Source organism: Sphingomonas sp. PP-F2F-G114-C0414, assembly GCF_003688595.1.
In the GTDB taxonomy this organism is placed as follows: Bacteria; Pseudomonadota; Alphaproteobacteria; order Sphingomonadales; family Sphingomonadaceae; genus Sphingomonas.
Genome location: NZ_RCWT01000010.1, coordinates 566681 through 592164 on the forward strand (window position 1 = coordinate 566681; position 25484 = coordinate 592164).

23 protein-coding genes are annotated in these 25484 nt (G+C 66.0%); 12 read left to right on the forward strand and 11 right to left on the reverse strand.

Annotated elements, in window-relative coordinates:
• Positions 1-44: 44 nt before the first annotated feature.
• The 3 genes from C8J47_RS07565 to C8J47_RS07575 are packed head-to-tail and all read right to left on the reverse strand — an operon-like array spanning position 45 to position 5638.
• Positions 45-2150 (reverse strand): S9 family peptidase, encoded by a 2106-nt coding sequence (locus C8J47_RS07565; RefSeq protein ID WP_220683362.1) that lies wholly within the window; start codon positions 2148-2150, stop codon positions 45-47.
• Complete coding sequence (locus C8J47_RS07570; protein ID WP_121885123.1) at positions 2150-4225, reverse strand: S9 family peptidase; 2076 nt, start codon at positions 4223-4225, stop codon at positions 2150-2152. The genes C8J47_RS07565 and C8J47_RS07570 overlap by 1 nt, the downstream gene beginning before the upstream one ends.
• Positions 4226-4267: 42 nt before the next feature.
• Positions 4268-5638, reverse strand: a complete 1371-nt coding sequence (locus tag C8J47_RS07575; RefSeq protein WP_121885124.1) for a cytochrome P450 — start codon at positions 5636-5638, stop codon at positions 4268-4270.
• A gap of 104 nt (positions 5639-5742) precedes the next feature.
• Between C8J47_RS07575 and C8J47_RS07580 the strand changes: the two genes are divergently transcribed.
• Positions 5743-6522 carry an SDR family NAD(P)-dependent oxidoreductase gene (locus C8J47_RS07580; protein WP_121885125.1) on the forward strand — a complete coding sequence of 260 codons (780 nt, stop codon included), beginning with the start codon at positions 5743-5745 and terminating at the stop codon, positions 6520-6522.
• 127 nt (positions 6523-6649) lie between these two features.
• On the opposite strand, the gene C8J47_RS07585 is transcribed toward C8J47_RS07580, so the two are convergent.
• Together C8J47_RS07585 and C8J47_RS07590 are read right to left on the reverse strand one after the other, a co-directional pair.
• Complete coding sequence (locus C8J47_RS07585; protein ID WP_121885126.1) at positions 6650-8269, reverse strand: choline dehydrogenase; 1620 nt, start codon at positions 8267-8269, stop codon at positions 6650-6652.
• Between the two features lie 58 nt (positions 8270-8327).
• Positions 8328-8882, reverse strand: coding sequence for a TetR/AcrR family transcriptional regulator (locus tag C8J47_RS07590; protein WP_183129048.1), 555 nt, complete (start codon positions 8880-8882; stop codon positions 8328-8330).
• A 114-nt stretch (positions 8883-8996) separates the two neighbouring features.
• Here C8J47_RS07590 and C8J47_RS07595 point away from each other — a divergent pair, with 114 nt between their 5' ends.
• The 9 genes from C8J47_RS07595 to C8J47_RS07635 all read left to right on the forward strand — a co-directional run bounded on the left by C8J47_RS07595 (position 8997) and on the right by C8J47_RS07635 (position 19815).
• A complete protein-coding gene (locus tag C8J47_RS07595) occupies positions 8997-10250 on the forward strand; it encodes an acetyl-CoA C-acetyltransferase (RefSeq protein ID WP_121885402.1) in 1254 nt (417 codons plus the stop codon).
• Positions 10250-11788 carry an acyl-CoA synthetase gene (locus tag C8J47_RS07600; protein ID WP_121885127.1) on the forward strand — a complete coding sequence of 513 codons (1539 nt, stop codon included), beginning with the start codon at positions 10250-10252 and terminating at the stop codon, positions 11786-11788. Before C8J47_RS07595 ends, C8J47_RS07600 begins: the two co-directional genes overlap by 1 nt.
• A complete protein-coding gene (locus C8J47_RS07605) occupies positions 11785-12882 on the forward strand; it encodes an acyl-CoA dehydrogenase family protein (protein WP_121885128.1) in 1098 nt (365 codons plus the stop codon). The genes C8J47_RS07600 and C8J47_RS07605 overlap by 4 nt, the downstream gene beginning before the upstream one ends.
• 10 nt (positions 12883-12892) lie before the next feature.
• Positions 12893-14113 (forward strand): acyl-CoA dehydrogenase family protein, encoded by a 1221-nt coding sequence (locus C8J47_RS07610; protein ID WP_121885129.1) that lies wholly within the window; start codon positions 12893-12895, stop codon positions 14111-14113.
• Positions 14114-14262: 149 nt separating this feature from the next.
• Entirely contained in the window at positions 14263-14499 is a 237-nt protein-coding gene (locus C8J47_RS07615; RefSeq protein WP_121885130.1) for a hypothetical protein, read from the forward strand.
• A 94-nt stretch (positions 14500-14593) separates the two neighbouring features.
• Complete coding sequence (locus C8J47_RS07620; protein WP_121885131.1) at positions 14594-16009, forward strand: coniferyl aldehyde dehydrogenase; 1416 nt, start codon at positions 14594-14596, stop codon at positions 16007-16009.
• Between the two features lie 67 nt (positions 16010-16076).
• On the forward strand, positions 16077-16526 hold the full coding sequence (locus C8J47_RS07625; RefSeq protein ID WP_259467428.1) for a hypothetical protein: 450 nt from the start codon (positions 16077-16079) through the stop codon (positions 16524-16526).
• An 86-nt stretch (positions 16527-16612) separates the two neighbouring features.
• Entirely contained in the window at positions 16613-18661 is a 2049-nt protein-coding gene (locus C8J47_RS07630) for a TonB-dependent receptor (RefSeq protein WP_259467429.1), read from the forward strand.
• Complete coding sequence (locus C8J47_RS07635) at positions 18661-19815, forward strand: PepSY domain-containing protein (protein WP_121885133.1); 1155 nt, start codon at positions 18661-18663, stop codon at positions 19813-19815. The genes C8J47_RS07630 and C8J47_RS07635 overlap by 1 nt, the downstream gene beginning before the upstream one ends.
• Positions 19816-19822: 7 nt before the next feature.
• Here the strand turns inward: C8J47_RS07635 and C8J47_RS07640 are convergent, their stop codons facing one another.
• Entirely contained in the window at positions 19823-20683 is an 861-nt protein-coding gene (locus C8J47_RS07640) for an NAD(P)-dependent oxidoreductase (protein ID WP_121885134.1), read from the reverse strand.
• 90 nt (positions 20684-20773) lie between these two features.
• Positions 20774-21034 carry a hypothetical protein gene (locus C8J47_RS07645; protein ID WP_121885135.1) on the reverse strand — a complete coding sequence of 87 codons (261 nt, stop codon included), beginning with the start codon at positions 21032-21034 and terminating at the stop codon, positions 20774-20776.
• Positions 21035-21237: 203 nt separating this feature from the next.
• On the opposite strand from C8J47_RS07645, the gene C8J47_RS07650 reads away from it, so the two are divergent.
• Positions 21238-22674 carry an NAD-dependent succinate-semialdehyde dehydrogenase gene (locus C8J47_RS07650; RefSeq protein ID WP_121885136.1) on the forward strand — a complete coding sequence of 479 codons (1437 nt, stop codon included), beginning with the start codon at positions 21238-21240 and terminating at the stop codon, positions 22672-22674.
• Between the two features lie 60 nt (positions 22675-22734).
• Here the strand turns inward: C8J47_RS07650 and C8J47_RS07655 are convergent, their stop codons facing one another.
• Positions 22735-23196, reverse strand: a complete 462-nt coding sequence (locus C8J47_RS07655; protein ID WP_259467430.1) for a DUF1465 family protein — start codon at positions 23194-23196, stop codon at positions 22735-22737.
• Positions 23197-23332: 136 nt separating this feature from the next.
• Complete coding sequence (locus C8J47_RS07660) at positions 23333-23494, reverse strand: DUF465 domain-containing protein (RefSeq protein WP_082444168.1); 162 nt, start codon at positions 23492-23494, stop codon at positions 23333-23335.
• 269 nt (positions 23495-23763) lie between these two features.
• Between C8J47_RS07660 and C8J47_RS07665 the strand changes: the two genes are divergently transcribed.
• Positions 23764-23919 carry a DUF465 domain-containing protein gene (locus tag C8J47_RS07665; RefSeq protein WP_082444127.1) on the forward strand — a complete coding sequence of 52 codons (156 nt, stop codon included), beginning with the start codon at positions 23764-23766 and terminating at the stop codon, positions 23917-23919.
• A 72-nt stretch (positions 23920-23991) separates the two neighbouring features.
• Here the strand turns inward: C8J47_RS07665 and C8J47_RS07670 are convergent, their stop codons facing one another.
• Entirely contained in the window at positions 23992-24396 is a 405-nt protein-coding gene (locus C8J47_RS07670; RefSeq protein ID WP_147454296.1) for a PilZ domain-containing protein, read from the reverse strand.
• Between the two features lie 151 nt (positions 24397-24547).
• Positions 24548-25033 (reverse strand): RNA polymerase-binding protein DksA, encoded by a 486-nt coding sequence (gene dksA / locus C8J47_RS07675; RefSeq protein ID WP_060525537.1) that lies wholly within the window; start codon positions 25031-25033, stop codon positions 24548-24550.
• Between the last annotated feature and the right edge of the window lie 451 nt (positions 25034-25484).

Below are 25484 nucleotides of genomic sequence, written 5' to 3' on the forward strand. Positions count from 1 at the left end.
GGGATGCGGCACATCGTCGCATCCCTCGCTTTGCGGCAGACCCTCTACTTTGCGACACCAAGCTGTTGCAGCATGAACGCCTGCCACTCGGAGTTCTGACGGTAGCGCTCGAACCGGCCGGACTTGCCGCCATGCCCTGCCTCCATGTTGACGCGGAACAGCAGTGGGTTCTTGTCGGTCTTGAGTTCGCGCAGCTTCGCCACCCACTTGGTCGGCTCGTAATATTGCACCTGGCTGTCCCACAGCCCGGTGCCTACATAGAGTGCCGGATAGGCCTTCGCCTTGACGTTGTCGTACGGCGAATAGCTCAGCATGTAATCGTACGATGCCTTCTGCGCGGGGTTGCCCCATTCGTCATACTCGAAGGTCGTCAGCGGAATCGATGCGTCGAGCATCGTCGTCACCACGTCGACGAACGGCACCTGCGCGATGATCAGCTTGTAGTCGGCCGGCGCCATGTTCGCGACGCCGCCCATCAGTAGCCCGCCAGCACTGCCGCCCATAGCCGCGACGCGGTCCTTGGCGGCATATTTCTGCGCGACGAGATAGCGGGTGACGTCGATGAAGTCGGTGAAGCTGTTCTTCTTGTTGAGCAGATGCCCGTCGTCATACCAGCCGCGGCCCATCTCCTGCCCGCCGCGGATATGCGCGATCGCGTAGATCACGCCGCGATCGAGTAGGCCGATGCGGCCCGGATCGACCGCCGGATCACTGGATATCCCGTAGCTGCCATAGGCGTATTGGAAGAGCGGCGCGGTGCCGTCGCGCTTGGTGCCCTTGGCGTAGACGAGCGACACGGGGATGCGCGTGCCGTCACGCGCGGGCGCCCAGACGCGTTCGGTGACGTATTTCGCGGGATCATATCCGGGCACTGGCGCGACCTTCAGCACGCGGCGCTCGCCGGTCTTCGCGTTGACCTCGTAGGTCGTGGTCGGCGTCACGAGCGAGCCATAGGTGTAGCGCACCCACGGCGTCGCGGTCTCCTCGTTGACGTCGAGCGACATCCGGTAGGCGGGCTCGTCCGCCGTCACCGGCGTCGACTTGCCTGCATCGTTCAGCACGCGGATCATCCGGTTGCCGCCCTTGCGCTGGTCGATCGCGACGAACCCGTCGAACGGCTTGAACCCCTCGATGAACACGGTGTCGCTGGCCGGCGTCAGATCGCGCCATGCGGCTGTGCCCTTGGCCAGATCGGCGTCGGCGACGGTCACGAGCTTGTAGTTCTTCGCGGCCTTGTTGGTGCGGATGATCCAGCGATTGCCGATGTGATCCGCGCTGTAGCGGAACTCGCGCGCGCGGGGTGCGATCACGGTAAACGCGAACGGTGCGGCGGCGGGGGCGCAGCGTTGTTCGTCGCTGACCGTGCTGCCGACGCCGATGCAGACGAACTTGTCATCTGAGGTGCGCGAGACCTCCATCGAATAGGTGTCGTCCTTCTCCTCGTATAGCAGCCGATCGCTGGCGACAGGTGTGCCTAGGACATGTGCCTTCACGCGGTAGCCGCGGAGCGTGACCGGGTCTTTCTCGACGTACAGCAACGTCTTGTTGTCGTCTGCCCAGACGACGTTCGGCTCTATGTTCGAGACGGTGTCGGCGATCGTCGCGCCGGTCGCGAGGTCCTTGACCTTGAGCACGTATTGGCGACGGCCGACGGTGTCTTCGGCCCAGGCGACGCGGGCGTTGTCGGGGCTCACTGCCCAGTCGCTCAGCGCGAAGAAACTGTGGCCCTTCGCCATCGCCGGTTCGTCGAACAGCGTTTCGGCGGGTGCGGCAGGACTGCCCTTGCGGCGTTCGAGGATCGGATAATCCGCCCCGGTCTGGAACCGCGAGCCGTAGTAATAGCCGTTCTTCGCGTACGGAACCGAACCGTCGTCCTGCTTGATATGCGAGACGGTCTCTTCGTAAAGCTTGGCCTGGAGCGGCTTCAGCGACGCGAGTTGCGCATCCGCATACGCATTCTCCGCGGCGAGATAGGCGAGCATCTCCGGGTTCTCCCGCGTGTCGTCGCGCAGCCAGTAATAATCGTCCTCACGCGCGCCGTTGGGCGACATCACCTGGAACGGCTTCTTCGCGACGCGCGGCGGTTGGACCTGCGCGACCGCCGCCGTCGAGACCAGCGCCACGCCAGCGAGCATCATGTATCGTATCATCACTGTGCAGCTCCCTGTAACGGCGTCGTTGCGCCTGCCGGTTTCCGGTATCGATCGAACCAGGCGATGATCGCCGACGCCTTCGCCGCGGATTGCGACGGGCGTGCGGCGAGGCCGCCGTGACTCGCGCCTGGCACCTTTACGAGCGCGGTCGGCACGCCACGGATCTGGAGCGCGGCGTAATATTGCTCGGATTCGCTCACCGGCGTCCGGTAATCGTCGCCACCGACCACGACCAGCGTCGGCGTCTTGACGTTGCCGACGATGCTCAGCGGCGAGCGGTTCCAATAGCTCATCGGATCCTCCCACGGCAGCTTGGTAAACCAGTAGCGCGAAGTGAACAGCGTGTTGTCCATCGTCAGCGCCTCGCTGATCCAGTTGATCACCGGCTTCTGCGTCGCGGCGGCCTTGAACCGGTCGGTCTTGCCGACGATCCACGCGGTCAGCAGCCCGCCGCCAGAACCGCCGGTCACGAACAGATTGTCCGGATCGGCGGTGCCGTCCGCGATCGCCGCATCGACCGACGCGATCAGGTCGTCATAGTCCGCAGCGGGATAGGTCTTGTCGATCAGGTTGGCGAACTCGGCGCCATAGGAGGTCGAACCGCGCGGGTTGGTCCAAAGCACTGCATAGCCCGCCGCGGCGTAGAGCTGCATGTCGGTCGCGAAACCGGGGCCATAGGCAGCGTTCGGACCACCGTGGATCTCGAGTATCAGCGGCACGCGCTGACCTGCGACGCGGCCCGGCGGCGTGGCGAGCCATGCGTCGATAGGGCGACCATCGGGTGCCGTCACCGCGATCTTGCGCACCGGCGCGAGCGCCTTCGATCCGGTCAGCACCGCGTTGAGCGTCGTCAGGCGTCGGGGTTTACCGCCCGCCAGCACCCAGACGTCGGCGGGGGCGCTCGCGTCGCCGCCGGTATAGGCGATCGTCCCGCCCTTCGAGACGGAGAACTCGCCGCCGGTATAGGGGCGGTCGAGCCCGCCACCCGCGACATTGTCGATCAGCGGCGTGACGCGGCCATCGACACCGACGCGTGCGACGCGGCGCTGGCCGTGATCGTCGTAGCTTGCATAGAGGCTGCGACCGTCGGCGGACCACACCGCGTCCTCGATCGCGCGGTCGAGCGTCGCGGTGAGCGAGCGGGGCGAGGCGGCGTCGCGGTCGCCGACATAAAGCTGCGTGTTCTCGTAGCTGCGGCGCTTGTCGTCGAAGCCGAGCCAGGCGATCTTGCTGCCGTCTGGCGAAACGCGTGGCTGCGCGTCGGGGCCGTCGCGCGTGGTCAACGTCCGCATCGTGCCGCTCGTCGCATCGACCGCTATCACGTCGGAATTCATCACCTGGCGGTCGGCGGCAGGCCCGCGAATCGCTGCGAAGACGATGCTGCGGCCGTCGGGCGTCCATGACAGCGGGCCGCCATCGTCGAACTTTCCGTATGTGAGCTGCCGAGCCGCGCCCCCGTCGGCGCCGACCACGAAGAGGTGGTCGTAGCCCGGCTTCACATAGCCCGGCCCGTCGTTGCGGTAGTTCACCCGGTCGATGATCGTCAGCGGCTCGGCCCATTTCGCGCCCTCGGGCTTGGGCGGCTGCGTGCCAAGCTTGGTGCCCTCGCCCGCCACCGTCGCGATGTAGGCGAGTTTGGTCCCGTCGGGCGACCACGCGAGCGCCTGCGGATCACCGGGGAAACTCGTTACGCGCGCGCTCTGGGCGCCGCCGGTCCATCGGACGAAGAGCTGCGATCCCTCGCCGTCGCGCGCGGCATAGGCGATCCTTGCCCCGTCGGGCGACCATCGCGGGCTGCTGCCGTCGGTGGCGAATGGCGTCTGGCGCCCGCTCGCGACGTCGATCAGCCAGAGCGAGGACTGCATCGTGTCGGTCATCACGTCGCCGGTGCGGCGGACGTAGACGATCGTCTTGCCGTCTGGGCTGATTTGCGGATCGGCGGCGATCGTCAGGCCGAATAGGTCGCTAGCGGTGAAGCTGCGCGTCGGTGCGTCCGGCACCGGAGCGGCCGGCTGTTGCTGGGCAAAGGCCGGCGTCGCCGCGAGCAGGAGGAGGGCAAGGGTCAAGCGCAACGAACGGCTCCTTCGTACGAACCGCGGTACGATGACACATTATCACGTGGAGGCAAGCGGTACGAACGTGACCGGCAAACCATCCTTCGGCCGCGGGATCGGGAACACCTGCCATGCGTCGCCGCTGCCCGCCGCCGCCTCGATCCGGTAGCGCAGGAGCAGATGCGCGATCAGCAGGCGCATCTGCATCGTCGCGAAATGCAAGCCGATGCACATATGCGCGCCGCCGCCGAACGGCACCCAGGCGAACCGGTGGCGGCCCTTCGATGCCTCGGGCGTGAAGCGGAGCGGGTCGAACTTGTCGGGATCGGGCCAATGCTCGGCCATGCGGTGCGTATAGGTGATGCCCGTGCCGACGCTCGTCCCGGCGGGAATGTCATAGCCGCCGAAGCTGAAATCCTTGAGCGCGCGCCGCGGGATCGACGGGACGGGCGGCATCATCCGCAGCGATTCCTTGAACGCGTATTCGGTGAGGACGAGCCGATCGAGTTGCTCGGTCAGCGGCACGGCCGGATCAAGTGACGCGACCTCTTCGCGCAGCCGCTCCTGCCACTCCGGGTTGCGCGCGAGGAGCATCACCAGGCTGGTCGCGGACGAGGTGATCGTGTCGTGCGCGGCCATCATCAGAAAGTTCATGTGGTCGGCGATCGCCAGCGCGGACAGCGGCGCGCCGTCGTCATCGGTCGCGCGGCAGAATTGCGAGAAGAAATCCTGGCCGTTTCCGGTGCGTCGTGCGGGAATCTCGCGCTCGAAGAAGTCGACCAGATAGGCGCGGGCCTTTACGCCTTTGCGCATCTGCGTGCCAGGCCAGGGTTTGCGGATCGGCGAGACGCTGGCCTGCACCTCGTCGACGAACGCCTGGTTGATTCGATCCGCTTCGGCGCCGAGCGGCACGCCGAGGAAGCTGGTCGCGGCGAGATCGAGGGTGAGCTTTTTCACCACGTCGTAGAAGCGCAAGGTCTGCCCGGCCCAGCCACCGATCGCGGCCTCGATCCCCGCATCTAGTTCGGTCGCGTAATGCCGCATCGGCTCGGGTTTGAACGCGACCGACAGCGCCTTCCGGTCGGCGCGATGCTTGTCGAAATCCATCAGCATCAAGCCGCGCGGGAACAGCATGTTGAGGAGCGGCCCCCAACCCTGTTCCGACGAGAAGATCTTGTCGCGATCGAACAGCACCAGCTCGTTCGCGTCGGGGCCGAGCAGGTTCACGCCGGTGCCGCCGAGTGCGCGATTGCGATAGATCGGACCGTAGCGCGCCGCCATACCTTCCGAAAACGCGATCGGATCCGCCAGCAATTTGAAGGTGTTGCCGACGAACGGCAGGCCATAGCTGCCGGGGATGTGATCGAGCGCGCCTTTTTGCTGACGCGGGAGCCAGTGCGGACTGGCGTTCTGCAACATGGCGTGGCTCATCGTCGGATCCTCAGCGACATGCCGGCTTGGCAAGTCCCGGATACCGGCATAACTAATGTTCTGCAACCGGGGCGCGGATCCCGGCGCTTTGACAGGAGAGATGCATGGACCTCGCAAACAGTGCAGCAGTCGTGACCGGCGGCGCGTCTGGCCTGGGCGCCGCCACGGCGCGCGCGCTGGCCGCCAAGGGCGTGAAAGTGGCGATCTTCGACCTCCAGGCGGACAAGGGCAAGGCGTTGGCGGACGAGATCGGCGGGGTGTTCTGCAAGGTCGATGTCACGTCCGACGACAGCGTCGATGCGGGGTTCGCGGCGGCGCGTGCGGCGCATGGTCAGGAGCGGATCCTGGTCAATTGCGCGGGCACGGGGAATGCGGCGAAGACGGCGGGGCGATCGAAGCAGGACGGCTCGATCAAGCATTTCCCGCTCGATGCGTTCGACCGGATCATCCAGATCAACCTCGTCGGCACGTTCCGTTGTCTCGCCAAATCGGCAGCTGGGATGCTGACGTTGGAGCCGGGTGAGGACGGCGAGCGGGGGGCAATCGTCAACACGGCGAGCGCGGCGGCGGAGGATGGCCAGATGGGCCAAGCTGCGTATTCCGCGTCGAAGGCAGGGGTGGTCGGGATGACCTTGCCGATCGCGCGCGACCTGATGAGCGAGGGGATCCGCGTGAACACGATCCTGCCGGGGATTTTCGACACGCCGCTGTTGGCGGCGGCCCCGCAGCAGGTCCGCGATGCGCTGGCGGCTTCGGTACCGTTTCCGAAACGGCTCGGGCGGCCGGAGGAGTTTGCGGCGCTGGCGCTGACGATGATCGAATGCGGGTATTTCAATGGGGAGGATGTGCGGCTGGACGGCGCGATCCGGATGGCGCCTCGGTAAGATTGAACCGAAGCGCGCCCCCCTCCCCGCCATCCTGACCAAAGTCAGCACCCAGGATCACAAGCAATATCGTTCGTGGCTCTGGGTCCTGACTTTCGTCAGGATGACGGAAGGTGACGGAATCCCCTTAAGCAGCCCGCGCCAGTTGCCGCCCCTTGATCATGTCCGCCGCCTTCTCCGCGATCATGATCGTCGGCGCGTTGGTGTTGGACCCGATCAGCGTCGGCATCACCGAGGCGTCCACCACCCGCAACCCCTGAAGCCCGCGCACGGCCAAGGTCGCATCGACCACCGCCAGCGCGTCGTCTGCGGCGCCCATCTTGCACGTCCCCACAGGGTGGTAGATCGTCTCGGCGGTCCGCCTTACCCAGGCGTCGATCTCGTCGTCGGTCCGCACGTCTTCGCCCGGCGACAATTCCCCCGCCCGATATGGATCGAGCGCCGCCTGCCGCGCCACATCGCGACCGATCCCGACGCAGGCGCGCATCACGCGGCGATCCTCGGCAGTCGCGAGATAGTTCGCGACGATCGTTGGATCGGCAAACGGATCGGCGGAGCGCAGCCCGATCCGTCCGCGACTTTGCGGCCGCAACTGGCAAAGATGCAGCGTGAAGCCGTCCTCGGTTGCCTTCACCTTCCCGTGGTCCTGCATGATCGCGAGCACCGCGTGAATCTGCACGTCGGGCCGCGACAGCCCCTCGCGCGACGACACGAACGCGCCTGCCTCGAGGAACTGCTGCCGCCCCGCTCCCTTGCCGCGCAACAGGTAATTGAGCCCGACGCCGATCATCCCCACGCCCTTTGTCATAGCGTACCCGGTTCGCAGCCCACGCGATTTCCAGTTCATCACGACGTCGAGATGGTCCTGCAAATTCTCCCCGACGCCGGGCAGCGCATGCACCACGCCGACCCCCGCCGCGGTCAGCCGATCCGGATCGCCGATTCCCGACAGCTGGAGGATATGCGGCGACTGCACCGCCCCCGCGCACAGCAAGACCTCACGCGCCACCGTCACGCTCTCAGGGCGCGGACCCTTGTCGAGCACGTAATCGACGCCGGTCGCACGTCCCTTGTCGATCCGGATCCGCGTCGTCCGCGCACCCGTCACGCAGGTCAGGTTGCGCCGCGACAGTACCGGCCGCAGATACGCCGCTGCCGTGCTCCAGCGCTTCCCATCCGCAACGGTCAGGTCGTAGCGCCCGAAGCCCTCCTGGCTCGCCCCGTTGAAATCCTCGGTGACCGGATAGCCCGCCTGCCGCCCCGCCTCGACCAGCGCGTCGTAGAACGGGCTGTCGGACTCGCCGCCCGAGATCGTCAGCGGCCCGCCGCCGCCATGCAAGGGGCACTCGCCGCGATGATGCCCCTCAAGCCGCTTGAAATACGGCAGCACGTCGTCGAACGACCAACCGGGCAAGCCCATCTGCCGCCATTCGTCGTAATCCTGCGGATGGCCCCGCGTATAGATCATGCCGTTGATCGACGAACTACCGCCCAGCCCCTTGCCGCGTGGCCACCACAGCCTGCGTTTGTCGAGATGCGGCTCGGGCTCGGTCGAAAAGCCCCAGTTGCTCGCATTCTTGCTCTTGATGAGTTCGCCGACTCCTGCGGGCATCCGCACCAGCACGCCGTCGTTGCGCCCGCCCGCCTCCAGCAGCAGCACGCTCACCGCCGGGTCCTCGGTTAGTCGCGCGGCGAGCACGCAGCCGGCCGAGCCCGCGCCGATAATCACGTAGTCATACGTCCGCATGCCCGCATCCCCCCGTTTCGCGCTCCGCTTTTTTACGGAGTCGCGTCAGTCCGCTACGCTAGCGCTCGCACAGCAGGGTCAGCAATCCCTCGCGCAACACGCTGCGGTCGATCCCCTCGTTGGCATGGACCTGGCTGAGACCGATCGCCAGCAGCGCATAGCTGCGGATCTCGGCTTCGACCGGCTCGAATCCGTGAGCGACCAGTTCCGCGATCAGGAACGCCATCACCTTTTCGTCATGCTCGCGGATCGCCGCCGCCGCCCGCACGTCGCTCTTTCCCCACGCCCGCATCGCCAGCGCCAGCTGGGCCATGTCGTGATCGCGGACATGGTCCGCAAACGCACGGATCCGCTCCACCGGCGCAAGATCCGACGCGGAGAGCGCTACGATCAAGGGGTCGATATGCGCCTCGACGAAATACCCCGCGAGCGCCGCATGATACCCGTCGAAGTCCTTGAAGTGATGATAGAAGCTACCCGTCGATGCGCCCAGCGTCTGCGCCAGACCGCGAAGCTTCAGCGCACGCAACCCGCCATCCTTCAGCAACTGCAAGCCGATTTCCAGCCAGTCGCGCGGCGCCAGATCCGCCCGTGGTGCCGTCGCGTCTTCCACCAATACCCTGCTTGACAAGCCATTCCCCATAACGAATGTTACGCCGTGCTGGCACCGGACGCAATCCGGCACCAGGCACCACGACCGAACCGGCGGGTGCAACAGGAGAGCGATGTGGCCGAGGCACTGATCATCGACGCCGTCCGTACCCCGCGCGGTATCGGCAAGACCGGCAAGGGCGCGCTTGCGCACATGCACCCCCAACATCTCGCCGCGACCGTCCTGAAGGCGATTGCCGAGCGAAACAAGCTGGATACCGCCGATGTCGACGACATCATCTGGTCGACCTCGACTCAGCGTGGCGAGCAGAGCGGAGATCTCGGGCGGATGGCGGCACTCGATGCAGGCTATGACGTGAAGGCGAGCGGAACGACGCTCGACCGGTTCTGCGGCGGCGGGATCACGGCGGTGAACTTCGCCGCGGCGCAGATCATGAGCGGGATGGAAGACCTCGTGATCGCTGGCGGCACCGAGATGATGTCGCTGACCGCGACGATGATGCAGGACGATATGGCGGCGGGGAAGCGGCCGCTCGGGATCGGTTCGGGCAACGCCAGGCTCGACGCCGCGCATCCGCAATCGAACCAGGGCATCTGCGCCGACGCGATCGCCAGTATCGAGGGGATCGACCGCGAAACGCTCGAAGCGCTTGGGCTTGAGAGCCAGCGCCGTGCCGCGGTGGCGATCGCCGAAGGGCGCTTCGATCGCAGCCTCGTGCCGGTCACCGACGATACCGGTGCGCTCGTGCTCGAAAAGGACGAATATCCGCGGCCCGACACGACTGCCGAGGGCCTCGCCGCGCTGCGCCCGTCGTTTGCGGGGATCGCCGACATACCGCTCGACGACAAGGGCACGACGTATCGCAAGCAGATCAACCGCCGCTATCCCGACCTCGAGATCGCGCATGTCCATCATGCCGGCAACTCCTCCGGCGTGGTCGATGGCGCCGCCGCCGTGCTGCTCGCAAGCGCCGACTATGCCGCCAAGCACGGCCTGAAGCCCCGCGCGCGGATCGTCGCGATGGCGAACATGGGGGACGACCCGACGCTGATGCTCAACGCGCCTGTTCCGGCGGCACGGAAGGTGCTGGCGAAGGCCGGGCTGACGGTCGGCGACATCGACCTGTGGGAGATCAACGAGGCGTTCGCGGTGGTCGCGGAGAAGTTCATCCGCGACCTGAAGCTCGACCGCGACAAGGTGAACGTCAATGGCGGCTCGATCGCGCTCGGCCATCCGATCGGCGCGACCGGCGCGATCCTGATCGGCACGATATTGGACGAACTCGAACGCCGCGACTTGAAACGCGGGCTCGTGACGATGTGCGCGGGCGGCGGGATGGCCCCGGCGATCATCATCGAGCGCGTCTGATGCACCCCGTCGCGCACGCGCTGACGACGCCCGACAAGCCCGCCTACATCATGGCGGCGACGGGCGAGACGGTGACGTATCGCGACTTGGACGTACGGGCGAACCGGGGTGCGCATCTGCTCCGGTCACTCGGGCTCAAGCGCGGCGACGGCATCGCGGTGCTGATGGACAACTCGCCGCGCTATCTCGAGGTGATGTGGGCGGCCGAGCGCACCGGCGTCTACTGCACCTGCCTGTCCTCGAAACTCACCGCGAGTGAGGCGGCGTACATCATCCGCGATGGCGATTGCCGCGTGTTGATCGCGGGCAAAGGATGCGCAGAAGTAGCCGCCGCGCTAGTGCCGATGGTCGATGACGTGCGCCGCTACGTCGTCGACGGCGCGATCGATGGTTACGCGGCCTACGAAGCCGCGCGCGATGCAAAGCCCGCCACGCCGATTGCCGACCCGTCGCCCGGCGGCATCCTGCTCTATTCCTCGGGCACCACCGGCAAGCCCAAGGGCGTCAAGCACGCGCTGTCGGACGAGCCGTTCGGGACCAATGTCTCGCCACTGGTGATGCTCGGCAAGGGGCTGTACGGGTTCACGCCAGAGATGATCTATCTCTCGCCAGCGCCGCTCTATCATGCGGCGCCGCTACGCTGGTCGATGGCCGTGCACCAGGTCGGCGGCACCGTCGTCGTGATGGAGCATTTCGACCCCGAAGCTGCGCTCGCCGCGATTGAACGCTATCGGATCACGCACGCGCAATGGGTGCCGACGCACTTCATCCGCCTGCTGAAACTGCCGCCCGAAGTCCGCGCCCGTTACGACGTGTCGTCGCTGAAAGCGGTATGGCACGCCGCCGCCCCCTGCCCGCTCCCGGTCAAGCAGGCGATGATCGACTGGTGGGGCCCGATCATCGGCGAATATTACGCCGGCACGGAGGGCAACGGGTTCTGCGCGATCTCCAGCGCGGAGTGGCTGACGCACAAGGGCTCGGTCGGCCGCAACCTGACCGCGCAGACGATGATCTGCGACGAGGACGGCAACGCACTCCCTCCACGCGCGGAAGGCGACGTCTATTTCGCGGGCGGCGGCGCGTTCGAATACCACAACGATCCCGCCAAGACCGCGGAAGCCGCCAATGCGCATGGCTGGACAACGCTCGGCGACGTCGGCTGGGTCGACGAGGAAGGCTATCTCTACCTCACCGACCGCAAGAGCTTCATGATCATCTCGGGCGGCGTGAACATCTACCCGGCCGAGATCGAGAACCTGCTTGTCACTCACCCGAAGGTCGCCGACGTCGCGGTGATCGGCGCGCCCGACGACGAGATGGGCGAGCAGGTGGTGGCGATTGTCTGCCCCGCCGACCCGACCGAGGATCGCATGCAGCTTGCCGCCGAACTCAGCGCCTTCGCCCGCGCGAACCTTAGCCATGTGAAGGCGCCGCGCCGGATCGATTTTCGCGAGACCTTGCCGCGGCATGAGACGGGCAAACTCTACAAGCGCCTGCTCCGCGACGAATATTGGGCGAAGCCTAAGGAGTCCGCATGAACTTCGATTATTCCGACGACCAGAAACTCCTCAAGGACGAAGCGCGCAAGTTCCTCGCCTCGCATTGCGGCAGCGACCGGGTCCGCGCGGTACTCGACGTTCCTGCCAAAGCGTATGACGCGGACCTGTCGAAAGCGGTAGGCGCACAGGGCTGGCTCGGCGCAGCGATCCCCGAGGAATTTGGCGGACTGGGCCTCGGCCATATCGAACTCTGCGCGATCGCCGAGGAACTCGGGCGGGCTTGCGCGCCGATCCCGTTCGCCTCGACCGTCTATTTCGTCGCCGAAGCGCTGATGCTGTACGGCAGCGACACCCAGAAAGTCCGATGGCTGCCGAGGATCGCGGCGGGCGATGTCATCGGCGCGTTCGCCACCTCCGAAGGCGCCGGCCCGGTCACCGCGCGCTCGATCCGCACCACCGTCTCCGGTGGCAAGCTCACTGGTGACAAGATCCCCGTCACCGACGGCGATGTCGCCGACCTGATCGTCGTCCTCGCGCGCGACGGCCTCTACCTCGTCGAGAATGGGTCGGGCGTCACAGCGGAAGTCCTTGAAACGCTGGACCCGACGCGGAGCGCGGCGCGGCTCACCTTCAATGGCGTGCATTGCGAGAAACTTGGCACCGACGATGGGATCGCGGCGATGCAGGCCGTGTTCGACCGGGCCGCGGTCCTGCTCGCGTTCGAGCAGCTTGGCGGCGCGGATCGCTGTCTTGAGATGGCGAAGGGCTATGCGCTCGATCGCTACGCCTTTGGGCGGCAGATCGGCGGGTATCAGGCGATCAAGCACAAGCTTGCCGACATGTACGTGAAGAACGAACTCGCGCGCTCGAACGCGTATTACGGCGCGTGGGCGCTGAACGCGGGCGCCGCCGAACTGCCTCTGGCCGCCGCCACCGCGCGCGTTGCCGCGTCCGACGCCTATTGGTTCGCGTCGAAGGAAAACATCCAGACGCATGGCGGGATGGGCTTCACCTGGGAGTCCGACTGCCACCTCTATTACCGCCGCTCGCGCCAGCTCGCGCTCGTCGCCGGCAGCCCCGCGGCGTGGCGCGAACGCCTCGTCGGCCAACTCGAAATGCGCAACGCTGCCTGAAAGGACGAGCATGGACTTCAAGGACAGCGACGTCGAAGCCACGTATCGCGCCGCCGCGCGCGCGTGGCTCGACGCGAACATCGTTGAGCATGACGCGGGCCATTACGCCGACGACATGACCAGGGCTAAGGCGTGGCAGGCGCGGAAAGCGGCCGGCGGCTATGCGTGCATCACCTGGCCACAGGAATGGGGCGGCGGTGGCGGCACGCCGATCGAAAGCGTCATCTTCGGACAGGAAGAAGCGCGCCACGCGGTCGACGGCAGCTATTTCACGATCGGGCTCGGGATGTGCGTGCCGACCGTGATGGCCTATGCCGACGACGCGACCAAGCACCGCTTCGTCGGCCCCGCGGTGCGCGGCGACGAGATCTGGTCGCAGCTTTTCTCCGAGCCCGCCGGCGGCTCCGACGTCGCCGCGATCCGTACCCGAGCCGTGCGCGCCAAAAACGAGAATGGGAGCGACGACTGGGTGATCAACGGCCAGAAGGTCTGGACCTCGGGCGCGCACTATAGCGACTATGGCATCGTTCTGGTCCGGACCAACCCCGACGTGCCGAAACACCAGGGCCTGACGATGTTCTGGCTCGACCTCAAGGCGCCGGGGATCGAGATCCGCCCGATCCACCAGATGTCCGGCGGGTCGAGCTTCAACGAGGTCTGGTTCGAAGACGTCCGCATATCCGACGCACAGCGCCTCGGCCCAGTCGACGGCGGCTGGAAGGTCGCGCTGTTCACGCTGATGAACGAGCGTCTCGCGATCGGCACGAGCGGCGGCGTCGGGCCCGAAGACATCCTCGCCTTCGCCGCCCAGGCCAATGGCGCAGACGGCCCGCTGCTGAAGGACGCCGCGTTCCGCCAGACGCTTGCCGACTGGTGGGTGCAATCGGAGGGCCTGCGCAACACCCGGATGCGGACGATCACCGCCTTGTCGAAGGGGCAGGTCCCAGGCCCCGAAAGCTCGATCGGCAAGATCGTCGCCGCCAACCAGCTACAGGCGATCGGCAACACCGCGGTCGAGGCGGGCGATCAATACGGCATCATCTCCGACCCCGCGCTCACCCCGCTCAAAGGCGCGTTCCACGCCGCGACGATGTGGGCGCCAGGCCTGCGTATCGCCGGCGGCACCGATGAGATCCTAAAGAACATCATCGCCGAACGCGTCCTCGGCCTACCCGGCGAAATCCGCGTCGACAAGGACCAGGCGTTCCGGGATTTGCCGGTGGGGGCGTGAAGCGCAATGCTCCCCACCCCGCATCCTTCGTCGCCGCCGACGCGGTGGAACGTCACGCCCGAAGACGTAGCCCATGGGCCGACGCCGTCGCTCCGCTATCGAAGACTTGAGGGCTTGCCCGATGACCAACGGAGGTTCAGTTTTTACCGATGAAAAACTTGGATATCTCCGAACGCCGATCGATCGGTCACAGTCACGCCGCGGAAGTCTCGATCAGGATCGGCGCACGGACGAAATTCGATGCCCGCGTAACCAACGCAGGCCTGCTATCGGTCGGCGTTCTCGTGTCGAGTATTCTGCTGTCGAGCGCCGTCATCGTCTTGGCGGCGGGAGGAAAGCACAAACGAAAGCCGTTGGCACCGCCTCCCGCCGAGCACCGCAACTAGCGGCGGTATCTACAACGTCACACGATCGCGTGGCGTTCGCTTTAACCCCGCACACCTTGCGAGGCGGGTTCGTTACCCATTCGAGGATACCCCGATGACCGACATGCAGACCATCCTCACTGCCCAGCGCGAAGCGTTCATGGCGGAGCTTCCGGTCACCAAGGCCGTCCGCCTCGATCGTCTCAAGCGCGCGGCGGCGATGGTGCGGGACAATGCCGCGCGGTTCTGCGACGCGGTGTCGGAGGATTTCGGGCATCGGAGCCGCGAGCAGACGATGATCACCGATATCGGTGCCTCGCTCGCGCCGATCGCGCATGCCGCCAAGCATCTCGACCGCTGGATGCAGCGCGACCGCCGCCCGGTGCAGTTTCCCCTGGGGCTGCTGGGCGCCAAGGCCTGGGTCGAATACCAGCCCAAGGGTGTGATCGGCATCATCGCGCCGTGGAATTTTCCCGTGAACCTGCTGATCGGTCCGCTCGCGGGCGTGTTCGCCGCGGGTAATCGCGCGATGGCGAAGACGAGCGAATACACGCCCGCCACCGCCGCGCTCTTTGAGGAAATTGCCCCCAGATATTTCGCGCAGGACGAACTCGCGATCGTCTCCGGCGATGCGGAAGTCGGCAAGGCGTTCTCCGCGCTCCCGTTCGATCACCTGATCTTCACCGGCGCGACCGCGATCGGCCGCCACATCCTCCACGCCGCCGCGGATAATCTGACCCCGGTGACACTGGAACTCGGTGGCAAGTCCCCCGTCATACTCGGCGCCTCGGCGGACATCGCCAAGGCAACCGAACGCGTCACGCTCGGCAAGATGATGAACGCCGGACAGATCTGCCTCGCGCCCGATTACATGCTCGTGCCCTCGGCGGACGAGGCGAAGGTGGTCGACGGCATCAAGGCGGCGGCCAGCGCGATGTACCCGACGCTGCTCGCCAACGCCGACTACACGTCGGTGGTCAACGATCGCCACCACCAGCGCCTCACCGACTGGATCGCCGATGCGCGCGCGAAGGGTGCGACGGTCGAGGTCGTGAACCCCGCCAACGAGGATTTCGGCGCCGCCAACTCGCGGAAAATGCCGCTGCACATCGTCCGCGACGCGACCGACGACATGATCGTGATGCAGGAAGAGATCTTCGGCCCGGTGCTGCCGATCCGCCGCTACGACGGTATCGACGACGCGATCGCGCAGGTGAACCGCCGCGACCGACCGCTAGGACTCTATTATTTCGGCAGCGACGACGCCGAACGACGCCGCGTGCTCGACCGGACGATCTCGGGTGGGGTGACGCTCGACGATGTGATCTTCCACATCTCGATGGAGGACCTCCCGTTCGGCGGCAGCGGCCCATCGGGGATGGGCGCGTATCACGGCATCGACGGCTTCCGCACGTTCAGCCACGCGCGCGCCGTCTTCAAGCAATCGCGGCTCGACGTCGCCAAGCTTGCCGGGCTGAAGCCGCCTTATGGTGCGGCGGCCGCCAAGACGATCGCCCGCATGATCCGCTGATCCTTTCCGTGCGGGGAGGACAGGATGGCCAAGTGACAGGCCGCCCGCACCCGGCTACCCCCGATTCGTGTACCGTCTTCGCCGCCTTGCTCTGTCCCATCGCTACCTCGCAGCGTTGCTGTGCGTGGCGGCGTTGGCGATGAAGCTGCTGGTGCCCTCGGGCTACATGGTGTCTAGCGAGCACGGCCGGATCGCGATCACGCTATGCTCGGGCATGACCCCGCAGGACATGACGGCCCAGCTGTTGGCAACACAGGCGATGGTGATGCCGGGCATGCACGACGACGGTGCCGGATTGGCGATGAACCACGATCGCTCGACCAAGCACGACAAGGCGGAGATGCCCTGCGCGTTCTCGAGCCTGACCGCGCACGCGCTGGAAAGCGTCGATCTCGTCCTGCGGATCGCCGCGATCGCCTTCGCCATGGCGCTCGCATGGCGGTATGTCCGACCGCTCCCGCGCGCGCTGACGCGGTATCTGCGCCCGCCGTTACGCGGCCCGCCGGCCTACCTCTGATCGCCTGAAACGCATGTCGCCGAGCGCGATGTGCACCGCTTCATGACGCGCATACCCGAGCTGCGCGCCGATCACTGGAATTACCGATGTTTCGATTCACGCCTCCTCACGAGGCGACGATGGCGCTGGCCGTCGTCGTGCCGCTGCTCGCCTTCGCCATCCCGAGTGCCGCGCAAACCGCCAATGCCCCGCCGACCGAGAGCGATACGCGCTTCACGATCGGCGATATCGTCGTGACCGCGCCGAGCATGGCGCGCTCGACCGGCAACGTCCTGACCTCGGTCGATCTGCTCGGCGGCGACGTCGCGCAGCGCCAGTCGGTCGACAACGCCTGGGAGATCTTCGCGCGGCTGCCGGGCGTCGTGCTGACCGATTTCAACCAGGGCACGACATCGGGTCGCTTCTCGATCCGCGGGTTCAACGGCGAGGGAGAGATCAACGCCGTCAAGCTGATGATCGACGGCGTCCCGACCAACGACAATGCCGGCGGGATGACCGGTATCGACATGGTCGCGCCGCTCGACATCGCCGGGATCGAACTGGTGCGCGGCACGTCCGATCCGCGCTGGGGGCTGAACAACATCGCGGGCAACGCCAACATCCTGACCCGGATCGGCGGCAATTACCTCGACGCGCGCGTTATCGGCGGCGCGTTCGGAACCGCCGATGGCCAGGTGTCGGCGGGTCTCGAACGCGGCAAGTTCAGCCAGAATTACCTCGTCAGCTATCGCCGCACCGACGGCTATCGCGACCATGCCGATCTCGATCGCCTCAATCTCGCGGGCAAATGGTTCTACGATTTCGGCGCGACCCGGCTGGGTGCGATCGTCCGCTACTCGACCGCGACCGCACAGGAACCGGGCTATCTCACCGACGCCGACGCCTACACCGACCGGCAGCGATCCTATGCCGTGTCCGAAACCGATGGCGGCAAGCGTCGGATCGGCCAGTACAGCCTCCACCTCGATTCGGACCTGGCCGACACGCTGGCGCTCAGCGCGAAGGGCTATGCGAACAGCCTCACCGACGACCGCTATGTCCGGTTCTCGGCCAGCGTCGCGCAGCAGCGGCGGCTGACCGACGAATGGCAATATGGCGGCATCGTCGCGCTGCATTATCATCCGCATGTCGACTTTATCCACGCGCTGATGATCGAGGCGGGGGGCGACATCCAGGTGCAGGACAATCGCAGCCTGCGCTGGTTGACCGACCGCCGCGTCATCACCAGCCAGACGCGGGACCAGCAATTCGGCCTGACCGTGTATGGCGGCTATCTCCAAGCAGTGATCGAGCCGACCGCCTGGCTCAAGATCACGCCGGCGTGGCGGGTCGACCGGGTCGACGGGCATTTCGCCAACCGACTTGCGGGAACCACCGCGCCGATCAACGACTATGGCACGATCAGCCAGCCCAAGCTGAGCGTGGCGATCACCCCGGTCCGCGATGTCACGCTCTATGCGAACTATGGCCGGACGTTCCAGATCGGTGCGGGCTCGGGCGCCTATCTGGTGCCGCCGCGCACCGTCGATGTCGCCCCCTCGATCAACGAAGGATATGAAGGCGGTATCAAGGTCGCACGGGGTCGCTGGCTCGAGGCGCGCGTCGCGCTGTGGCAGCAGACCGCAAGCGGCGAACTGAAGCGACGGCTGAACGACCCGTCGGGCGATTTCGACAATCTCGGCAAGACCCGGCGGCGCGGAATCGATCTCCAGCTCGACGTCAAACCCGCGCGCGGCGTCGGCCTGTGGGGCAGCTATTCGCACCAGACCGCGACGATCGTCACGCCCGACCCCGCAACGCCGTCGCAAGCCGGCAACGCGATCGATCATGTCCCGCAGAACGTCGTCTCGGGCGGGCTCGACGTGACGGCGATCGACCGGTTGCGGCTGTCGCTCTGGGGCAATGGCCAGTCGAGCTACGAACTCAACCCGGCCAACACGCAGGGGCGCTATGGCAGCTATGTCGTGCTCAACGCCGAGGTCGCCTATGCCGTGACGCCGCACGTCGAACTGTCGCTGCAGGTCAAGAACCTCGCCAACGACCACTATGAATATGTCTGGTACGACGGCACGCAGCGGCTCCACGCCCCGGCCGATCCGCGCGCGCTGTTCGGCGCGGTGCGGCTGCGGCTCTGATGCCCGCCCGGATTACCGCCCCGATCGCCGCCCCGATTCCCGCCCGGCCACGATCGGCGCGCGTCGTCGTTCGTCACATCCATCTGTGGCTCGGTCTTTCGGTCGGACTGATCTTCGCGTTCGCTGGCCTGACCGGCAGTGCACTCGTCTTCTACCCCGAGATCGACGCCGCCTTCAGCCCGGCGTTACGCGCAGTGCCGGACGGTACGCGCCCGCCATCGTGGCAGGCGGTCGTGGATACGCTGCACCGCGAGCATCCTTCGCGAACCGGTGCCTGGCGGATAGAGATCGACCCGAGCGGCGGCGCGATCCCGGTCCGCTACTACACGCCGAAGGAGACCGCGGGGCGTGCGTTCGCGCCGCTGCTGCTGTGGATCGACCCGGTCCGCCTGACGACGATCCGGACCGGGTTCTGGGGCGATACCGTCGTGACCTGGATCTATGACCTGCATTATCGCCTGCTGCTCGGCGAACCGGGCGGCATCGCGATGGGCATCGCCGGCATCGCAATGCTCGTCCTGATCGCCAGCGGGCTCTGGGCGTGGTGGCCGAGACCGGGTGGATGGTGGCGGGCGCTGCGGTTCAAGCGCCCCGCCGCCGCGATCCGCCGGCTCTACGATCTCCACAAGCTGACCGGGCTGATCGGGTTGATCCCGCTGCTCGCGATCACCGCGACCGGAGTCCTGCTCGACCTGCCCGACCAGACCCGACCGTTGATCGCCCGCGCTTCGCCGCTCTTCCATGTGCCTGCGCTTACGGTCGAACCGGTGGGCCGCGCGCCGCCGGTCGACCGCCTGATCGCAGTCGCCCAGCGCCGGTTTCCCGACGGCGCGCTTGCCTGGATCGAGACACCGGCAACGACTACGGCGCCGATCCGGATCAATCTGGCGCGGCCGGGCGAGCCGAGCCGCCGGTTCCCGCGTACCAACGTCTGGCTCGACCCGTATACCGGCCGGATCCTCGCCGTCCGCGACGGGCTCGCCGACGCCAGCGGCGATACGGTGCTGAGCTGGCTGCACCCGCTACACGGCGGCGAAGCATTCGGGCTGATCGGGCGGTGGCTGGCGTTCGTGACCGGACTGGTACCGTGCGCGATGCTGGTCACCGGTCTGCTCCGCTGGCGACGGCGATCGCCGCCTCGCCACCGGCCCTAGCCCGCGGCTAGGCGATACCTGCACCGCGCCGAACCGCCAGCGCGACGCCCGCCCAGTCGACATCCTCGCCCTCGCTGGCGATCACCGAGCGCAAATGGTCGCGGACGATACCCAGGATCGGCATCGGCGCGCGTAGCGTGGTCGCCGCGGTATCGGCTAGCGTCATGTCCTTGAGGCCGAGCGGCGCGGCAAACCCGGCGGGGTGGAACCGGTCCTCGACGAGGATGTCGCCATAGGTCTGGTAGATCGGCGCGCCGAACAGCGTGCCGGTCAGCACGTCGAGCAACGTCCGGCGATCGACGCCGCCTTTTTCGGCCAGCGTCATCGCCTCCGCCATCGCCTCGACCGCCGCCATGATCATGAAATTGCCGCTGAGCTTGACGAGGTTCGCGGCCGACGGCGTGTCGCCGATGCGGAACGTCCGCTGCCCGATCGCGGCGAACAGCGGCTCGCAGCGATCGAGGTCGGCCGGCGCGCCGGCAGCGATCACGAACAGTTTGGCGGCCTCCGCCGCGACCGGACGGCCGAACACCGGCGCCGATACGAAGCCGTTGCTCGCCTCGGCGGTGAGCCGATCCGCCAGCGCGATGCCGATCGTGCTGTGCGACACGTGCAGCGCGGGGGCGTCTTGGATCCCCCCCTCGCCGTACACCACCGCCTCCAGCGCGCGATCGTCCGCGAGCATGGTCATCACCACCTCGCCTTGCGCCGCATCGGCCGGCTTCTCGGCCAAGTGAGTGCCTGCTTCGACGAGCTTGGCGGCCTTGTCCGCCGACCTGTTCCACACCGTCACGTCATGCCCAGCCTTGAGCAGATTGGCGGCCATCGCGCTGCCCATCTGGCCGAGGCCAATAAAACCGATCTTCATGTCATCAATCCTGTCCTGGTACGCCGTATCAGAGCGCAGGGACGGCGTGGACGTTCCCGATCGCGCGTCGCGCCGATGACCGAAAGCGCGCTAGTCCGTGGATCGAACGAGTTCGACGATCTCGAAATCATACCGATCCCAGCCACGCGAAATGCCGGGATCGCTTGCGGCAGCACGCTTGCGGCGGGCCTCGGCGAGGGACTTGGTATGGCCCCAGAACACCTCGGTCCGCCCGCCGCCGAGATGCGCCACCAGCCGCCAGTAATGCGTGAACGGCGTCGCCGTCGGGCCGATCGTCTTCACATACCCGTCCGGCAAGGTCGCGGTCAGCAGATACTTCTTCTTCGCCATAGACGGGCGAGCATGCACCAAGATCGTCGACACGACCATTGGTCGCGCATCGGTGGGCATCCAGCGCGACGCACGTCCCGCACGGGGTTGCGCCTCGGCGACGCCCCGACGATGTACTCGCGATGGGCAGTGCGTGGCCTCACGTTCAGGCAAAGCGCGACCCACCAGTGCGCAACGCCCCGCAACAAGGATGGAGACGATCTATGACGACGGCCTATGACACGAGCCTCGGCCTGTACATCGCTGGCGAATGGGTGAGCGGCGGCGGGCGCGAGACGCGCGACGTGCTCAATCCAGCGACCGGCGCGGGTCAGGCCGCGTTGCCGCTGGCGACCGCAGCCGATCTCGACCGCGCCTTGGAGGCGACCCAGCGCGGGTTTATCGCCTGGCGTGCGACTCCGCCGGAAAAGCGCGCGGCGATCCTCATCCGCACCGCCCAATTGCTCCGCGAGCGTGCCGATCACATCGCCCTGATCGCTACGCTCGAACAGGGCAAGATCCAGGCCGAGGCGAAGGGTGAGGTCGCGTTCGCCGCGGCGCTGCTCGACTTCCATGCTGGCGAAGCGCAGCGCATCTATGGCCGCGTGCTCCCGCGTCCGTCGGGCACGCGCAGCCTCGTCCTGCATCAACCGGTCGGTCCGGTCGCCGCGTTCTGCGCCTGGAACTTCCCGGTGATGAACGTCGTCCGCAAGATCGCGCCCGCACTCGCGGCGGGGTGCTCGATCATCATCAAGCCGTCCGAGGAAACCGCGGGCAGCGCGGTCGAAGTGCTGAAGTGCTTCCAGGATGCCGGGCTTCCCGGCGACGTCGCGCAGTGCGTGTTCGGCGTCCCCGACATGGTCTCGCGCCATCTGCTGGCGTCGCCGATCACGCGGAAACTGAGCTTCACCGGATCGGTCCCGGTCGGCAAGGCGCTCATGAAGCTCGCCGCCGACACGATGATGCGGACGACGATGGAGCTTGGCGGGCACGGTCCGGTACTGGTGTTCGACGATTGCGATCTCGACAAGACGCTCGACACGCTGGTCGCGCACAAGTTTCGCAACGCGGGGCAGGTCTGTGTCGCACCGACCCGCTTCCACGTCCAGGACGGCATCTACGACCGGTTCGCCGCAGGCTTTGCTGAACGGACTCGCGCGTTGAAGGTCGGCGACGGGATGGCCGCGACCAGCCAGATGGGCCCGATGGCCAATGCGCGCCGACCTGAGGCGATCGCCGAACTGGTCGGCGATGCGACCGATCACGGTGCCAAGCTGCTGGCGGGCGGCGAGTATGGCGGCAGCGGCGGGTTCTTCTTCCAGCCTACCGTGTTGTCGGACGTGCCGCTATCGGCGCGCGCGATGAACGAGGAGCCGTTCGGCCCGATTGCGCTACTCAGCCGCTTCGCGACCGACGAGGACGCGATCACCGAAGCCAACCGCCTGCCGTTCGGTCTGGCGGCCTATTGCTTCACTGAGAATGGACGCCGGCAGAACATGCTTGGCGACGCGATCGAAGCGGGGATGATCGCGATCAACAACGTCCGGCTCAGCTATCCCGACAGCCCGTTCGGCGGGATCAAGGACAGCGGCCACGGCTCCGAGGACGGTCCGGAAGGCGTTGCCGCACACCTGATCACCAAGACCGTACACATCAGCTGATCGCGACCAACTCTTGCCGCGGACCGCGGCCGATGCACGATATCGCGGTGCATCGGCCGCCTAGAATGCCTGGGCCAGCCGCCGATGCATCGAACGTACCGCACTCGGCAGCGTGTCGGGCAGCGATTGCGCGGCGTCCAGCAGTGCGACCCGTCGATGCAGGTCCGTACTCGAGTCGATCAACGCACGCGCACGGGCCGGCAGGGATTCAAGCAGAACCCTGTCGGTAACCGGCCCATCTCCCAGGCGGCGCGACGGATCGAGCGCATCCTTGATGTCCAATTCGCCAGCCTGAACCGCGCGCTGCGTCAGCAGCCACGCGATCACATGCATGAGACGCGTCGTGACCTTGAGCGATTCGCAACTGAAACCGACGCGCACGAACGGATCGAGCCCGTCGCGCTCGTTGCGACCCACTTCATCGAAATAGGCGCGCGCTTCGTCGGCCAGCAGCATCGATTCGCTATACAGCGCGTCGATCAACCGACGATGCATCTGCGTTTCGTGTCGAGAGTCAGTCATGGACAGCGCGATGGCATAGCGGGCCCGCCTAGCCCATCATGGCGAACGCCGCGTTAACCAAGATCTGTCCCGAAATGCGTCGTTCGGTGCGACGGCTCCTGATTTGAGCGTGGAACGCGTTAGACGACGACGGCGATCACGCGATGATGTCGGGGATCAGCATATCCTCGCGCGCGGCAATCTCGTCGCGGAGCCGCAGCTTGCGTTTCTTCAATCGCGCCATCTGCAGCTGATCGGGCACGGGCTTGGCCGCCAGCGCCGCGATCGCGTCGTCGAGATCGCGATGCTCGATGCGCATGGCTTCGAGTTGAGCTTTGGTCTGCGCCTCGTCCACCTCGTCCCCCGGTATTACTGGCTGCTGCCATGCCCCTTAGCAAATCCGCCGACCGGCGCGAGCGCTAAACCGACCGAGCCGGCGATTTGCGGCAATGGGACGATCTGCGATCCGTGCACCGGTCATCGCGGAAAACCGGTCGTTCAATCGATTTGGTCCATTTCCGATGAAGACATTTCGATGACACAGTGGTTTACTCTGCTCCCCAACCCGAATGCAGGAGGTATCCTACCGTGCAGACGACGCATCAGACAGCTCTGGAAACCAAGCACGCCGTGCTCGATAAACGGATTGCAGCCGAAGCTCACCGGCCTTTGCCCGATGCGACCATCCTGGCAGGATTGAAGAAACAGAAACTCAAGCTGAAAGAGGAAATCGTCAGCCTCTGATCCGCTGCCTTTCATTACCGCAGCACTCCCCGGACGCTGGTCCGGGGGGACACTGCGAGGCAGTCCGCGCGATCAGCGTTCGGTCGTTGCCTTGGCATAGAAAGGCGTATTGGCCGATTGCGACACACCGGCAACCTTGCGGGCTTTCTTGGGATCGATCGGCGAGTCGAGCGCGACGCCGATGCGACCCTGGGTGCACCATGCGACCTTGCCGCCGATTTCCCCGAGCCCGCGCAGTTCCAGCAGTACCGGCGTTGCGATCGCGACGACCTTGTCCAGTTCGAGCATCACTCCGCGCTCGGAAAGATTGCGGACGCGAACCTCACGAGGCCTCCGCTCGTCCGCCAGCCTGAGCTTTGCCATGAGAAACAGGCTGTCGCGGCTGCCGACGCGGTTGCCCGACGCATTTGGAGAGGATGTGTCCTGCGCGTCGGCCGCGGTGTCAGTCGTCGTCGACCGGTCAAAAGCTTCTGTCACGCCATTCGTCCCGTTTGGTCGCCGTGCGCTCCCGGCCGTCCCGATCCTTACTGCCGACGGATCATAGCATCATACTGCGACAAAAGACCTAACGGATCCGACGATGCCGTTGATCCGCGCCGTCGGTTCCCGCGCCGTCGACCTGCGGCGCTCAATCCTCGCGCGAGACCTTTTCGTGCCGCTCGTGGCGTTCCTGCGCCTCGACCGTCATCGTCGCGATCGGTCGTGCCTCCAGACGTGCCAGACTGATCGGCTCGCCGGTGACTTCGCAATAGCCGTATTCGCCCTCGTCGATCCGGCGGATGGCGGATTCGATCTTCGAGACCAGCTTGCGCTGCCGATCGCGCGTTCGCAGTTCGATCGACCAGTCCGTCTCGCTCGACGCGCGGTCGGTCAGATCGGCCTCGCGCAGCGAGTCGACCTGCAGCTGCGACAGGGTTTCCTGCGACTCTCGCAGGATCGCTTCTTTCCACGCCTGCAGCTTGCGTCGGAAATAGGCCTGTTGCCGAAGACTCATGAAAGGTTCGTCGGCATCGGGACGATACGCGCCGTCTGCGCCGTCATCCGCGCTACGGTCGTTTGCCGCGCCGTGGTTGGAATTGTCGGTATCGTCCATACGATTCATAACGGTCGCCATACCACTCTCCCTTTGGCCTCGTCGGATCAGCCACGCCGATCTCCAGAAGCCTCCCCCAAATGGTGAAAGCGCCTATAGTCGCAGCCGTCCGGCACCACAAGCGACCCCACTTGCGCATCCTGCATCAAAACGGACATTTTATTGCGTGGCTTGCCGCTCGCGTCGCGCACCAACATTTGGCGAGACCGAACCGGACCTTCTGCTCTGGCGGCGCAACCGCGATACCGCGGCACGCGCCTGCTTTTGGTGCTTTTATGTCCCAGCCCGGCACGTTAACGTCGATCGTGTCAGCTATGGATGCGTAAATAGTTCGTTACCTATACTAGGTTCGGATAATGCGGTTGCACTTAACCGTTTCTTTTGCAGTTAGTCGGATAGCAGGATGCAAGCTGCGGACGGGGTGCGGCATTACAGCGAATGTCGACAATGAAAGAATGACGATATGTCGGTG

Coding starts and splice junctions, on each gene's coding strand:
- C8J47_RS07615 (WP_121885130.1), top strand. CDS start 14,263: ATGAAAAACTTGGATATCTCCGAACGCCGATCGATCGGTCACAGTCAC.
- C8J47_RS07640 (WP_121885134.1), bottom strand. CDS start 20,683: ATGAAGATCGGTTTTATTGGCCTCGGCCAGATGGGCAGCGCGATGGCC.
- C8J47_RS07605 (WP_121885128.1), top strand. CDS start 11,785: ATGAACTTCGATTATTCCGACGACCAGAAACTCCTCAAGGACGAAGCG.
- C8J47_RS07645 (WP_121885135.1), bottom strand. CDS start 21,034: ATGGCGAAGAAGAAGTATCTGCTGACCGCGACCTTGCCGGACGGGTAT.
- C8J47_RS07585 (WP_121885126.1), bottom strand. CDS start 8,269: ATGCGGACGTATGACTACGTGATTATCGGCGCGGGCTCGGCCGGCTGC.
- C8J47_RS07620 (WP_121885131.1), top strand. CDS start 14,594: ATGACCGACATGCAGACCATCCTCACTGCCCAGCGCGAAGCGTTCATG.
- C8J47_RS07580 (WP_121885125.1), top strand. CDS start 5,743: ATGGACCTCGCAAACAGTGCAGCAGTCGTGACCGGCGGCGCGTCTGGC.
- dksA (WP_060525537.1), bottom strand. CDS start 25,033: ATGGCGACCGTTATGAATCGTATGGACGATACCGACAATTCCAACCAC.
- C8J47_RS07565 (WP_220683362.1), bottom strand. CDS start 2,150: ATGATACGATACATGATGCTCGCTGGCGTGGCGCTGGTCTCGACGGCG.
- C8J47_RS07630 (WP_259467429.1), top strand. CDS start 16,613: ATGTTTCGATTCACGCCTCCTCACGAGGCGACGATGGCGCTGGCCGTC.
- C8J47_RS07655 (WP_259467430.1), bottom strand. CDS start 23,196: ATGACTGACTCTCGACACGAAACGCAGATGCATCGTCGGTTGATCGAC.
- C8J47_RS07660 (WP_082444168.1), bottom strand. CDS start 23,494: ATGCGCATCGAGCATCGCGATCTCGACGACGCGATCGCGGCGCTGGCG.
- C8J47_RS07575 (WP_121885124.1), bottom strand. CDS start 5,638: ATGAGCCACGCCATGTTGCAGAACGCCAGTCCGCACTGGCTCCCGCGT.
- C8J47_RS07600 (WP_121885127.1), top strand. CDS start 10,250: ATGCACCCCGTCGCGCACGCGCTGACGACGCCCGACAAGCCCGCCTAC.
- C8J47_RS07650 (WP_121885136.1), top strand. CDS start 21,238: ATGACGACGGCCTATGACACGAGCCTCGGCCTGTACATCGCTGGCGAA.
- C8J47_RS07610 (WP_121885129.1), top strand. CDS start 12,893: ATGGACTTCAAGGACAGCGACGTCGAAGCCACGTATCGCGCCGCCGCG.
- C8J47_RS07635 (WP_121885133.1), top strand. CDS start 18,661: ATGCCCGCCCGGATTACCGCCCCGATCGCCGCCCCGATTCCCGCCCGG.